The organism is Caulobacter sp. Root1455, assembly GCF_001426905.1.
Lineage (GTDB): Bacteria > Pseudomonadota > Alphaproteobacteria > Caulobacterales > Caulobacteraceae > Caulobacter.
In genome coordinates, this window is sequence record NZ_LMFQ01000021.1 from 464561 (window position 1) to 477496 (window position 12936).

15 protein-coding genes and 1 tRNA gene are annotated in these 12936 nt (G+C 68.9%); 11 read left to right on the forward strand and 5 right to left on the reverse strand.

Going from position 1 to position 12936, the window contains the following annotated elements; all coding sequences use genetic code 11:
- The first annotated feature begins 61 nt into the window (after window positions 1–61).
- Entirely contained in the window at window positions 62–637 is a 576-nt protein-coding gene (locus ASD21_RS14330; protein ID WP_056442283.1) for a hypothetical protein, read from the forward strand.
- Window positions 638–867: 230 nt separating this feature from the next.
- Here ASD21_RS14330 and ASD21_RS14335 read toward each other — a convergent pair whose 3' ends face one another.
- On the reverse strand, window positions 868–1593 hold the full coding sequence (locus ASD21_RS14335) for a sensor histidine kinase (protein ID WP_056442285.1): 726 nt from the start codon (window positions 1591–1593) through the stop codon (window positions 868–870).
- 340 nt (window positions 1594–1933) lie between these two features.
- Between ASD21_RS14335 and ASD21_RS14340 the strand changes: the two genes are divergently transcribed.
- The 9 genes from ASD21_RS14340 (at window position 1934) to ASD21_RS14375 (ending at window position 9308) form a co-directional block, all read left to right on the forward strand.
- Entirely contained in the window at window positions 1934–2182 is a 249-nt protein-coding gene (locus ASD21_RS14340; protein WP_056442288.1) for a hypothetical protein, read from the forward strand.
- A gap of 105 nt (window positions 2183–2287) precedes the next feature.
- Complete coding sequence (locus ASD21_RS14345; protein WP_056442290.1) at window positions 2288–4414, forward strand: acylase; 2127 nt, start codon at window positions 2288–2290, stop codon at window positions 4412–4414.
- 82 nt (window positions 4415–4496) lie between these two features.
- Window positions 4497–4631 (forward strand): entericidin A/B family lipoprotein, encoded by a 135-nt coding sequence (locus ASD21_RS14350; protein ID WP_056442293.1) that lies wholly within the window; start codon window positions 4497–4499, stop codon window positions 4629–4631.
- Window positions 4632–4929: 298 nt separating this feature from the next.
- Window positions 4930–5331, forward strand: coding sequence for a DUF983 domain-containing protein (locus tag ASD21_RS14355; protein WP_056442296.1), 402 nt, complete (start codon window positions 4930–4932; stop codon window positions 5329–5331).
- Between the two features lie 210 nt (window positions 5332–5541).
- Window positions 5542–6255: a hypothetical protein gene (locus ASD21_RS14360; protein WP_156398381.1), complete on the forward strand. Its 714-nt coding sequence runs from the start codon at window positions 5542–5544 to the stop codon at window positions 6253–6255.
- Window positions 6256–6362: 107 nt separating this feature from the next.
- Window positions 6363–6518, forward strand: a complete 156-nt coding sequence (locus ASD21_RS23405) for a DUF3309 family protein (protein ID WP_082554770.1) — start codon at window positions 6363–6365, stop codon at window positions 6516–6518.
- Between the two features lie 115 nt (window positions 6519–6633).
- Window positions 6634–8097, forward strand: coding sequence for an MFS transporter (locus ASD21_RS14365; protein ID WP_056442302.1), 1464 nt, complete (start codon window positions 6634–6636; stop codon window positions 8095–8097).
- Window positions 8098–8190: 93 nt separating this feature from the next.
- Entirely contained in the window at window positions 8191–8925 is a 735-nt protein-coding gene (locus tag ASD21_RS14370) for a DUF599 domain-containing protein (protein ID WP_056442506.1), read from the forward strand.
- Window positions 8925–9308, forward strand: coding sequence for a hypothetical protein (locus ASD21_RS14375; protein WP_056442305.1), 384 nt, complete (start codon window positions 8925–8927; stop codon window positions 9306–9308). The genes ASD21_RS14370 and ASD21_RS14375 overlap by 1 nt, the downstream gene beginning before the upstream one ends.
- Window positions 9309–9354: 46 nt before the next feature.
- On the opposite strand, the gene ASD21_RS14380 is transcribed toward ASD21_RS14375, so the two are convergent.
- Genes ASD21_RS14380 through msrA form a run of 3 tightly spaced genes read right to left on the reverse strand, consistent with a single transcriptional unit; the run spans window position 9355 to window position 11185 of the window.
- The gene (locus tag ASD21_RS14380; protein ID WP_056442308.1) at window positions 9355–10128 is read right to left on the reverse strand and encodes a hypothetical protein; all 774 of its coding nucleotides are present in this window, start codon (window positions 10126–10128) and stop codon (window positions 9355–9357) included.
- Between the two features lie 59 nt (window positions 10129–10187).
- A complete protein-coding gene (locus tag ASD21_RS14385; protein WP_056442311.1) occupies window positions 10188–10535 on the reverse strand; it encodes an MmcQ/YjbR family DNA-binding protein in 348 nt (115 codons plus the stop codon).
- Complete coding sequence (msrA, locus tag ASD21_RS14390; protein ID WP_056442313.1) at window positions 10532–11185, reverse strand: peptide-methionine (S)-S-oxide reductase MsrA; 654 nt, start codon at window positions 11183–11185, stop codon at window positions 10532–10534. The genes ASD21_RS14385 and msrA overlap by 4 nt, the downstream gene beginning before the upstream one ends.
- Window positions 11186–11339: 154 nt before the next feature.
- Between msrA and ASD21_RS14395 the strand changes: the two genes are divergently transcribed.
- Window positions 11340–11429, forward strand: a tRNA-Ser gene (locus ASD21_RS14395).
- 355 nt (window positions 11430–11784) lie between these two features.
- On the opposite strand, the gene ASD21_RS14400 is transcribed toward ASD21_RS14395, so the two are convergent.
- The gene (locus ASD21_RS14400) at window positions 11785–12915 is read right to left on the reverse strand and encodes an HPP family protein (protein ID WP_056442510.1); all 1131 of its coding nucleotides are present in this window, start codon (window positions 12913–12915) and stop codon (window positions 11785–11787) included.
- Window positions 12916–12936: the final 21 nt, after the last annotated feature.

The following is a 12936-nucleotide window of genomic DNA, read 5'->3' on the forward strand; positions in this document are numbered from 1 at the left end:
AACGCGTTTCCCTTAAAGCGGCGCCTTGAGAACGCCGTGCTTTGACCGCACGTTGAGGCCCATGCGCGCCGCTTTCCCCATTCGCCTCTTGGGCCTCGCCCTGCTCCCGTGGCTCGCGGCCGGTCCGGTTCTAGCCGAGACGGCCCAGACGGCCAAGCCGCGGGCCGAGACGCCGACGCCGGTCTCGCCCGTCACGGTCATGCCGCCGACCCAAAAGCCCAAGGTGGTCGCCACCTGGCCGACCGGCGGCGAGACGATCGCCCCCGGCGTGCTGGTCCTGAAGGTGGTGTTCGACCAGCAGATGACGCCGCGCGACTTCGCCTACGCCCTGGGAACCGGCGGCGAGCGGCTGGACTGCCTGAAGACCCCTCGCCTGCTCAACGACGACAAGACCTTCGTCCTGCTGTGCACGACACTGCCGGGCAAGACCTACGCCGTCGCGCTGAACCCGGACGCGCCCGGCGGTCCGGCCTTCAGCAACCTGGCGGAAAATCGCGCCGAGCCCAGCGCGCTGACCTTCACCACCGGGACCGGCGAGCCCGTCACCAAGCTGCGCGACGCCATCAAGGCCGCGGGCCTGGGCGGCCTGGACATGCCCGTCGAGGAAGCGCCGGAAACGGCCAAGACCGCGCCATAGGCGGGCGGCGCGCGCGTCTTCGGATGGAAGGATGGGGGAGAGCCGGCCGAATTCGTGCGTCGGGACACCCCGGCCGGCTCTCGGCCTGCGGCTGGACTCGCCCCGTCGGAAGTAGGCGGCCCGGCGCGTCGAGGGGAATCGGGGGAGGACACCTCGACGTCTGCAAGCCCGTTCAGGTTGCAGCATCCGCGTAGGGGCCGCCATCCGGTAAAACCCTAGAACGCGAGCGTTTAGTCCCGGTCGGGCCACAGGGGAATGACTCGATGCTCCTCGTCGGCGCCGAGGGTCAGCCGCACGGTCAGGCCGATGTCGCCGGACTCGTAGACCAGGTCCGCGCCCAGCTGGCGGGCCAGGCCGCGCACCACGCGGAAGCCCAGGCCGCCGTCGCTGAGCGGGTTGAAATCCTCGCTCAGCCCCACCCCGTCGTCGGTCACCTCGACCACCAGACCGCCGCCGACCGACCGGCACGACACCCGGATCCGACCGGCCACGCCGGTGGGATGGGCGTATTTCAAGGCGTTGGTCACCAGTTCGCTGACGATCAGGGCCACCGGCGTGGCCTGGTCCGGCCGCACCATGCATCCGCCCGAGTCCCTGTGGGTGATGACCGTGTCGCCGGCGAAGCTGACGGTCTGCATCAGGCTGGTGCACAGCTTGGCCAGGAAACGGCCCAGGTCGACGCCGCCTCCGCCGAGACCGTGACCCGGCGCGTCCGACAGCAGACGATGCAACTCGCCGACCGTCTCGATCCGGGCCGCCACTTCCTCCAGCGCGATGCAGGCCTCGCGGGCCGACAGCGGCCGGTCGGCCTTGTAGAGCCGCGTGGCCTGCAGCCGGGTATAGCCGGCGATCAGGGCCAGGTTGTTGGCGATGCGATGTTGGGCTTCGCTGAGCCGGTCGTCAGACCCGGCACGGCGAACGGCCGCATCACCGAACTCTCGGTGCTCGACGTCCATGGCTGGGAGCTTTCGATAAGGCGGCAGGATATTCCGTCGCCCCATAGAAGCACAAACCGAATAGAAACGCGATAGGTTTGTTTGACAAAGAATCCGAGCTTTATTTATCTACCTTATGAAAAACGCCTTCTGTCGGGAACTCGACTGATCAATGACTTAAACTAAGCGTTTTAATCACTTGGCGCTTGCTTAGCGAAACACGCCTAGCGCGCCTAATGAGTAAGTGGCATATTTTCCGCCAAGTGCGGTTCTTGAGTTTCGATGGAACCCGATGGCGATGCTCGCGCGTTAGCTCCACCGGACAATAGGAGAGCCGCCCCTTTTCCGGGGGCCGAGACCGATGAACGATCTAACCCGCCCCGAACGCCTGCAGATCATGCTCACGCAGGAGGAGCTCGCCGCGTTGGACGACTGGCGCTTCGCGCGCCGCATGCCCAGCCGCGCCGCCGCCGTGCGCGAACTGCTCAAGCGCGGCCTGGAAGCCGAAGGCATTGAGCTGGCCGAAGGCAGGATGCGCTCGCGCGACTTCGGCGTCGTGGACGGCCCCCTGCGCTCCAACGGCTCCGGCGGAGACGGCGAAAGCGCCTAAGGCTCGCCGTTTCCGGCCAAGCCTGGCCTTTCCCCAAGGTCCACCTTTCGCGGAGGGCGATCCGCGCCCATCATCGCGCGCAAAGAGCGATAGGGGCGGAACGTCATGCGGTGGATCCTGCGAGGCCTGTCGGCCGTCGTCTGTTTGGCGCTGGTCGCCGTGCTGGCCCTGGTCGGACTGGACCTCGCAACCCAACCTCCCAAGCCCGACATCCAGGCCCTGGTCGCCCGGGCCGACGCCTACGACGTGCGCATCCGCCGCGACGAATGGGGCGTGCCCCACATCCTGGGCAAGCGTGACGCCGACGCGGCGTTCGGCCTGGCCTACGCCCAGTCCGAGGACGACTTCGCCACGATGCAGTCGGTGGTGCTGGCCACGCGCGGGACCCTGGCCCGCCGGGACGGCCCCAAGGCGGCGGTCACCGACTATCTGGTCGGCCTGCTGGACGTCTGGCCGACGGTCGAGGCGGGCTATCCCAAGCTGCCGGCCGACCTGCGCGTGATGCTCGAGGCCTATGCCGACGGGGTCAACTACTACGCCGCCACCCATCCCAAGGCGGTGACGCCGGGCCTGCTGCCGCTGAGCGGCAAGGACGCCCTGGCCGGCTTCGTGTTCAAGCAGCCGTTCTTCTACGGGCTGGACGGCGAGCTGAAGCGGCTGAACGCGCCCGAGGAGCCGCAGAAGGCCCCGCCCAAGGGCTCGAACGGCCTGGCCCTGGCCCCGTCGCGCACCGCCGACCACCTGCCCCGCCTGCTGGTCAATTCGCACCAGCCCTATACCGGTCCCGTGGCCTGGTACGAGGCCGTGGTCGAGAGCGGCGAAGGCTGGCATGTGGCCGGCGGCTTCTTCCCTGGCGCGCCGTTCATGCTGCACGGACACAACGCCAATCTCGGCTGGGCCAACACGGTCTCCAAGCCCGACCTGTTCGACGCCTACCGCCTGGTTATCAATCCCCAGAACAAGAACCAGTACCGGCTGGACGGCGCCTGGCGCGACTTCCAGCGGCACGACGTGAAGCTGAAGATCAAGCTGTGGGGGCCGATCGTCATCCCGGTGACCAAGCACGCCCTGCGCACCGTCCAGGGCCCGGTGCTGGAGACCAAGCACGGCCTGTTCGCCCTGCGCTACGCCGGCATGGGCGAGTACCGCCAGCCGCTGCAGTACTGGCGGCTGAACAAGGCGCGGAACATCGAGGAGTGGCGGGCGGGCATCGCCACCCACGCCCTGCCCAGCCTGAACTACATCTATGCCGACGCCGCCGGGAACATCGGCTTCGTCCACAACGGCCAGTATCCCAACCGCCGCGAGGGCGTGGACTGGCGCGGCGTGCAGCCCGGCGACCGTTCCGACCTGATCTGGCAAGGCTACCGCCCGGTCGAGGCCATCCCCCAGCTGTGGAACCCCAAGTCGGGCTACGTCTACAACTCCAACAACAGCCCGTTCCTGGCCAGCGACCCGGCCGACAACCTCAAGCCCGCCGACTTCCCGGCCAGCGAGGGGCTGCAGACCAACGTCACCAACCGCGCCCTGCGCATCCAGGAACTGGTCGGCGCCGATCGCGCGATCACCGAAGAGGCTTTCCGCCGCTACAAGTTCGACATCACCTACAGCGAGCGTTCGTCCGAGGTGGCGATGATCAAGGCTCTGACGGCGCTGGATCCGGGGACCGACGCCGACCTGAAGGCCGCCCAGGCGGTCCTGCGCGGCTGGGACCGCCGCACCGACGTCCACAACCGCGCGGCCGCCCTGGCCTCGCTGACGATCCAGCCGATCCTGGTCGCCCAGATCAACGGCGACACGCCCCCGACCCCGCTCGACAGCCTGAAGGCGGCGATTCTGACCCTGAAGGCGAACTTCGGCCGCCTCGACCCGGAATGGGGGCAGGTCAACCGCATCCGGCGCGGCAAGGTCGACCTGCCGATCGACGGCGGCGCCGACACCTACCGCTCGGTGTGGGGCGTCCCCCAGAAGGACGGCACGCTGACCGCCGACGCCGGCGACACCCTGATCATGTTCGTGCGCTGGGACGCGACCGGCGCGGTGCATTCCGACAGCATCCACCAGTTCGGCTCGGCCACCCTGGACGCGGCCTCGCTGCACTATGCCGACCAGACCCCGCTGTTCGCGACCATGCGCACCAAGCCGGTGCTGTTCACCGAGACGGAATTGAAGGGGCACGTGAAGGAGGACTACCAGCCGGGCAAGCGCCGAGGACCGCGTCAGGCGCCATGACTTCGCCGTGGTCACGCGCTTGAACGTGGCCGTGGGCCAAGGTTAAGGTCCGCCGCCATTCTCCAGCTTCAGAGAGCTCTCCATGCGCAAGATCGTGATCCTGGCCGCCGCGGCCGCCGCCCTGATGGTTTCGGCCTGCAACACCGTCGAAGGCGTCGGCAGGGACGTTTCGGCCGCCGGCCGCGCCGTGACCAACACCGCCAAGGACGCCAAATAGTCGCAGGATCAAGGGTTGCGGACTTCGCCCAACCGGAGTCCGCGAACCTTGTGATAGTTAAGCTGGCGCGCCATTCGACCACGCCTTCGCCGCGTTTTTCCAAGGCGGACCGCGACTTATCCACAAACCCCCGAAACGTTTGTGGTTAACCGCCCAAGTATCGCCGTTTTTACTGGCTCGCCTTGCGGGCGAATTCTTGAGCCGCCAGCCGTTCATCTCAACGAAAACTGATTCAAAATGGCGCATGCGACCGTGCGCCCCCTTTCGCCGGAACCGTCGCGGAGGCATATCCACGCCCATGAACGACCAGCCGTCCCCCTCCAGCCTCCAGCCGGCCAGCATGCTGACCGGCATGAAGCGCGGCGTCCGCCATCGCTGCCCCAACTGCGGCGAGGGACGGCTGTACACGCGCTATCTGAAGGTCGATCTCGACTGCGAGGTCTGCGGCCACGACCTGGCGCGCTATCCGGCCGACGACGGCCCGGCCTATTTCACGATCCTGATCATCGGCCATCTGGTCGTCGCGCCGCTGCTGCTGTTCCCGTTCATATGGAAGATGTCGCCGACGCTGGTGGTGCCGCTGACCGTGCTGCCGCTGGCCGCCCTGACCCTGATGCTGCTGCCCCGCGTCAAGGGCGCGGTGATCGGCGCCCTGTGGGCCGTGGGCCTGCGCAAGGCCGAGGACTGCTCCGGCGGCTGACGCACCGGACGAGCCGATTCGCCGCCACTCGCCATGGTTGCCATCCCGCGCCGATAGCCCCAGGATGACGCCGCCCGCTCCGGAGGGGTGCGAATGGTCGGCTTGCTCGTCTTGTTCCTCATCGTCGCAATAGGGCTCTCCTGCCTCCTGGGACGGGCCTTCGTTCGCCGCCTCGCCCGACGGCCCGCCGCGATCCTGACCTCCGCCGTCTTGGCGGGACTCCTGGCCGCCAGTTGCGACGTCGCCTACAAGGCGGCCAGCGAAGCGCCCAGCCCCGCCGCCTCGCCCTGCGCCGCCGCCGCGCCGGATCCGGCTTGCGACGCCGCCGAACGCACGCGGTATCTGGCCGAACTGGCCGACCAGCAGATCCGCACGATGCCCGTCCTGGTGAAGTGGCGCGACCAGCTGCCCTGGGGCAAGCAAACGCCAATTACCGTCATCATCGCCTCGGCGGACCGCGCGGCGGCGGAAACCGCCCTGGACGCCGCCGCGGTCAAGAGCGGCGGCCAGGTCGAGGAGAAGCCCGTCGCGATCGGCCGCAGGGTGCGCGCGGAACTGACAGGCCTCAATGTCGAGATCGACAAGCCCGAGCAGACGGTCCGCGACGTCACGGCGTTGCAGAACGTCACTTTCGAGTGGCTGGTGAAGCCCACACGCCCCGGCAAGACCGTCCTGACGCTGCGGATCTTTAACGAGTTGATCACGCCGGACGGCCCGATCGAACTGGAGCGCCCCGCCCTGGTCCATGAGATGTCGGTGAAGATCGGCTTCCTGGACTGGCTGACCTGGCAGATGGAGCGGATGACGGGCCTGCAGTGGGCGATCGGCGGGGTGCTGACCGTCCTGGGCCTGGCGTTCGCCAACCGCGCCAAGCTGAGGCGCTGGTGGAGGCGGCGGCAGTCGCCAAAGCCCCCCGAACCCTAGCCCTCCGCCGCCGTGGCGCGGGGCCGTCGCGGAACCTTGGCCGCGCTTCTCGCATTCCTTCCGCCTAACCCCGACGCGCAGGGCGCTCGGATGCAACGGAGACGGACATGCTCGGCACGATCCTCATCATCATCCTGATCCTGGCTCTGATCGGCTCCCTGCCGACCTGGGGCCACAGCCGCTCGTGGGGCTACTATCCGTCCGGCGGCCTGGGCCTGATCCTCGTGATCATCATCGTCCTGGTCCTGATCGGCAGAATCTAGCGGCGCCAGGGCGGTCCGGGGGCGCACGCCCGCGTGTGTCCCCGAGCCGCCCGCACGCCCTTCCCCGGACGACCCATGTTCGCCTAAGGTCCCTCCCAACGACACGGGGGGCGACATGACCAACACCGCTGCGGCGACAACGCCCCAGGCCGCCGCGCCCCAGGCCGCACCCATGAGCGCATGGCGCCGGGCCCGCGCCATCCTCGGCGGGTCGGCCGGCAATCTGGTCGAATGGTACGACTGGTTCGCCTACGCCGCCTTCTCGATCTATTTCGCCAAGGTCTTCTTCCCCAAGGGCGACCAGACCGCCCAGCTGATGCAGACCGCGGCCATCTTCGCGGTCGGCTTCGGGGCGCGCCCCGTCGGGGCCTGGCTGATGGGCCTCTATGCCGACCGCAAGGGGCGCAAGGCCGGCCTGACCCTGGCCGTGGGCCTGATGTGCGTCGGCTCGCTGATCATCGCCCTGTGCCCGGGCCACGCCAGGATCGGCGACGCCGCCCCGGTGATCCTGCTGCTGGCCCGCCTGCTGCAAGGCCTGTCGGTGGGCGGCGAGTACGGGGCCAGCGCCACCTATATGAGCGAAATGGCCGGGAAGAAGCGTCGCGGCTTCTGGTCCAGCTTCCAGTACGTGACCCTGATCATGGGCCAGCTGGTGGCGGCCCTGGTGCTGGTGATCCTGCAAAACACCCTCGGCAAGGAAGACCTGGCCGACTGGGGCTGGCGCGTCCCGTTCTTCGTGGGCGCGGCCCTGGCCGTGGTGGTGTTCTGGATCCGCACCGGCATCGAGGAAAGCATCTCGCACCAGAACGCCGCGCCCCGCGATCCGGTCAGCCGGCGCCAGGTCGTCTGGGTGGGCGCACTGCTGCTGGCGACGGTCGGATCCATGGTCGCGGGCTTCACCGAGGCGCCGTTCGCCGCGACGGCGCAATATGGCGCGGTGGCGTTGCTGATCGCGACCTATGTGGCCCTGGCCGCGCCGCTGGTCTCGCGCCATCCCAAGCCGGCCCTGGCGATCATCGGCCTGACCGCCGCCGGCTCCTTGGCCTTCTACGCCTACACCACCTACATGCTGAAGTTCCTGACCAACACGGCGGGCTTCGACAAGGCCACGGCCGGGGCGATCAACCTGGCCACCCTGGCCGGCTTCATGCTGATCCAGCCCCTGTTCGGCTGGATCTCGGACCAGCTGGGCCGCAAGACCATGCTGGTCTTCGCCTTCGGGGCGGGGGCCCTGATCGCCTGGCCGGTGTTCAGCCTGACCGCCAAGGCGACCAGCCCGGCGCTCGCCTTCGGCCTGATCTTCGCGGCCCTGTTCGTGCAGTCGGGCTACACCTCGATCAGCGCCGTGGTGAAGGCCGAACTGTTCCCCACCCACGTGCGCGCCCTGGGCGTGGCCCTGCCCTACGCCATCGGCAACGCCGCGTTCGGCGGCACGGCGGAATATGTCGCCCTGTGGTTCAAGCACGAGGGCATGGAGAGCGGCTTCTACCTCTATGTGTCGGCGATCATGGCCGTGGGCCTGACCGTCTCGCTGCTGCTGCGCGACACCGGCAAGCACAGCCTGATCCTCGAGGACTGACGCCGCTCCCTCTTTCACCGACTCTCGCTTCCGACTTAAGCTCGCCCGATGTTCCCTTCGCACCCGTTCACCGTCTCCCAGCAGTTCATGGCCATGCCGATCATCGATCTGCTGGCCCTGGGCTTCTTCCTGTTCTGCTGGCTGTTCTACGAGCCGATGCTCAAGCGGCTGGGTCACGAGAAGAACGTCATCAACACCGACATGACGGTGATCCGCCGCCGATGGATGGCCGAGATGGCGGTGCGCGAGATCGCCCTGCTGGACGGCCAGTTGCTGGGCCACGCGATCAATTCGGCCTCGTTCTTCGCCTCGTCGAACCTGATCCTGATCGCCGCGGCGGCCGGGGTGCTGTTCGGCGGCGACAACGCGCTCAAGAGCATCGAGGGCCTGGCCGTGCTGGCCCCGGCCTCGGCCCTGGTCTTCCAGATCAAGATGGGCGTCGTGCTGATCGCCCTGGCGCGCGGTCTGCTCGACTTCATCTGGGCCATCCGCCAGATGAATTACTGCCTGGCCGCCATCGGCGCGACGCCGATGTGGGCCCCGCGCGCGGTGCTGGAGGAATACGCCGAGGCGGCCGGCGCGATCCTCAACCCCGCCCTGTCGGCCTTCAACGCCGGGGTGCGCGGCTATTATTTCGCCCTGGCGGCGGCCGCCTGGCTGCTGGGCCCGATCGCCTTCGCCGTGGCGACCGGCGGCGCGATGGCGCTGCTGCTCTGGCGCCAGCGCCGCAGCCCGGCCTCGACCGCCGTTCGCAAGGTGCGCCAGATCCTCGAGCGCCAGCCGGTGGTCGTCGGCCCGCACCTGACCGACAAGCGCGACGAAACCTGATGCGCCGGACGGTCCTTCGCCTTCTTCTGCTGGCCCTGTTGACGCCGTCCATGGCCAACGCCGGAGAGGATGGCTGGGCCGCCTGGCGCGCGGGGCTGGCCCGGACCTGCCCGTCCCACCATGTCGATTGGATCGCCGACGGCAGCTACGACGCGTTGCTGGGCGCCTTCAATTCGACCCTCGACGCCAGGACCCAAGCCCAGGTCGCCGCGATCGCCGACTATGACCATCGTTGCGCACAGGAAACCGCCGGCTTCTCCTGCGAAATGGGTGTCCACCTCGACGCCTTTCAGCGGGCGGGCCTGCTCGACCGCTTCGTCCGGTTCGGCTGCCGGACCGTGCGCTGCGAAGAACAATCCTTGTGCAGCCGGTTTCCGACCTAGGGCCGGGCCGACGCCGAACCCGGCCTCCTCATTCAGCCGTCACGCCCTAGCCGCCCAGGCCGCGCCCCTGGGTCGCGGCGAACAGCACGAAGACCGCCGCCGCCAGGGCCAGGGTCGCCGGACTTAGGGCCAACCGCGCCGACACGTCCGGCGACGCCACGCTTGGGCCTCTGGGGATCAGCAGCAGCGGCAAGGCGGCAAGGCCGATCTCGCTCACCGCGTCGTGGAAGCCCCGCGACGCCTGCGCCCCCTGATAGAGCAAGGCGGCCGCGGCCACGCCCACCACCGCCGCCAGCCACGCGGCCCGCGCCACGCGACGGGCGCTGGCCAGATCCGGCCACAGCGCCCTCAGGCCCCGCGAGGTCGCCGCCAGCGCCCCGCCATAGATCGCCGCCCCGGCCGCCCCCAGCGCCGCCCGCCACCACGGCCCCTCGCCCAGCAGGTCGCGCGCGGCGAAATAGGCGTCGCCATCTTTCAGCAGCATGGCCTGGACCAGATAGCCGCCCTCCCAGAACAGGCTGAACGCCGCCACCAGGATCAGGAACAGCCGCGGGCCGGGGCGCGAGAGCGGAACCCTCGCGCTCAGGATCAGGGCCAGGCCGCCCAGCAGCAGGTTGGTCAGCGGCCCGGCCGCGTCGATGAGGGGCGAGGTCCGCTCGCAGCGGAACAGCGACGCGGTCAGCAGCTCGACACGGCCGCCCAGGGCCAGGCAGGCGCCGCCATGACCCAGGCCCTCATGCGCGAAGCAGACCAGGCACATGGCGATCAGGGCGATGGCCGCGGTCGTCGCCAGGCTGTCGCGCGAGGATGCCGGCGCCATGAAGTCCTCCGTCCGCCGGCAGGTTCGGACCTTTGCCGTCGCGGCGCAAGGCCCCGGCGCTAGAGCCCAATCTCCGCCCGCGCCTTGCGGGTCAGCTTGGCGGCGATCAGCCCGTGGGCGGTCTTCAGCCAGTCGGCCACCTCGTCCGCGTCCTCGGCGGCCAGGTCGGCGAAATGCAGCCACTTGGCGCGGGCCAGATAGGGGGCGGGCGCGGCGCGGCCCGTCTCGCTCAGCACCTCGAACGCCACGTCCGAGGCCTTCAGCGAAAAGCCGTTCGCGCCCACCGCCCCGCCCAACACCGCGAACATCTTGCCGCCCACCTTGTAGACGTGGTCGGCGCCCCACTGGATGGTCATGGTCGCGCCCGGCAGGGCCAGGGCGGCGGCGTCGAACGCTTCGGGGGTCATGCCCCCACGCCCACGCCGATCGGGCAGACCACGCCGGTGCCGCCGATGCCGCAAAAACCCTCGGGGTTCTTGGCCAGGTACTGCTGGTGATAGTCCTCTGCGAAGTAGAACGGACCGGCCGCGCCGATCTCGGTGGTGATGCTCCCCAGCCCCTGGGCGTTCAGCGCCTGCTGATAGGCCTCCTTGGACGCCACCGCCGCGGCGGCCTGGCTGTCGGAGGTGACATAGATTCCCGAGCGGTATTGCGTGCCGATGTCGCCGCCCTGACGCATGCCCTGGGTCGGGTCGTGGTTCTCCCAGAAGGTCTTGAGCAGGGCCTCGTAGGTGACCGAGCGCGGATCGAACACGATCTGCACCACCTCGGTGTGGCCCGTGCGGCCGGTGCAGACCTCCTCATAGGTCGGGTTCGGCGTGATCCCGGCCGCGTAGCCGGCGGCGGTCACATAGACGCCGGGGACCTTCCAGAACACTCGCTCCACGCCCCAGAAACAGCCCATGGCCAACACCGCCACCTCCATCCCGTCGGGATAGGGCCCCTTCAGCGGATGGCCGTTGACGAAGTGGGTCCGGGCCGTCGGGATCGCCGCCGCGCGCCCCGGCAAGGCGGTGTCGACGGTCGGCATTTCGAGGGTTTTGGGGGCGGAGGCCATGGCGGAATCTCGGGTCGAAACTTGAGCCGCCGATACTAAGCCGTTCGCGATCTCGTTTCACCTCGTATGGCCGCTTGCTACCGCAACCTTCCTGAGTATATTGCGCCCCTTCCTGCGTCGGGGGTCTCAACCGCCTTCCGCATCTGGTGCGCATGGTGAGGTGGCCGAGTGGTTGAAGGCGCACGCCTGGAACGCGTGTATAGGGGAAACTCTATCGAGGGTTCGAATCCCTCTCTCACCGCCACCTTTCTCTATAAAAATCAACGATTTAAGAATATTCTGGCGCATATTTCCACTGGCGCGCCATAGCGCGGGCCAGCGTTGGCACGTTTGGCGCGGGTTCTGCCCTTGAAGACCTCGGTCAAACGGAAGGCCGCCACAAGCGGACTCAGGCCGTGGGCTTGGTTGGCCTTGGCCAAGCCGCGCAAGTCGCTCGTGGGGATGCCGCAAGCAAAGCGCGCCGTGCATGACCTTCCACGACCGGCGGGCGCAAGGCCTGGAAAAGCCAGATCCGATGTTGTCGCGGAGGCGCGGCCGCCTCCATCGCGCGAACGTGGGCCGAGCCCTTGGTGGGGCGGATTGGAGAGCGTCCCAGGCGGCTAGATGGCCGGATCGATGGCGCCGGCCTCCTCCGCCCGTTGCATCGCCACCGCCTCGACAATGTGGGCTCGGTAGAGCACGCCGAGCAGGTCGGTCTGGGTGATGATGCCCAGCAGAACACGGTGCTCGTCGACCACCATGGCCTCGTGCGCGACCCCGCTGGACAGGATCGGCAACAGGGCCTCGATCGCGGTGCCGGGGCGAACCTTGTGCACGAACGGATCCAACACCGCCTCGACGGGACCGTCCCGGCCGGTCTGGAGCTCGGCCCGGCGCACCATGCCGACCACCTTGCGATCACTGTCGACGACCGGCGCGGACCGCAGGTCGTGGGCGCGCATGTAGGCCAGAGCGCTTTGGGCGGTCTGGTGCAGGTCAACGCTCAGCACGTCCCGGGACATGATGTCGCTGCACAGGATGTGCGCGTGGAGACGCCGGTGGGCCTGCAGCTCGACCTCGCGGAACAGCGCGTCCAGGTCCTCGCGATCGACGTCCAGCAGGTCGCCATAATGGGCCAGGGCGTTGTCGATGTCCTGGGCGGTGAATCCGACCCGCTGCAAGGGCGGCGCGTCGTGGGTCGCGTGCACATTGGCCGGCTGCGGCACGCGGTGCGGATAGGACCGCCCCGCCGCCCGCGCATAGGCCATGGCCGAAAGCACCAGCAAGGCCGAGCACAGTCCGACCGGCACGAAGACATAGGCGTAGGAGGTCGGACCGACCGGACCGGCGACCAGGGCGGCGCCCAGCGCGACGGCGCCGCCGGGCGGGTGCAGGCAGCCCAGCAGGCCCATGGCGACGATCGCGCAGGCCACGGCTGTCGCCGCCGCCAAGGCGGGATGCGGATGGAAGGCCAGGGCGCAGGTCACTCCGGCCAGGGCCGAGACCATGTTGCCGCCGATGATCGCGCGCGGCTGGGCCAACGGGCTGGCCGGCACGGCGAAGGCCAGCACCGCCGAGGCGCCGATCGGGGGGACCAGCAGCGGCAGAGCCGAGGCATGTCCGCTGGCGACCATGTGCGCCAGCAGACCGGTGGCGGGAATGCCGAGCAAGGCGCCGAGCCCCGATCGCAGGATGTCCGCCGGCCGGATCGGATTGCGGCCGCGCAGGGCCAAGGTGAGGGTTTGCAGCATGATCTCTCGGGGGCGGGTCTG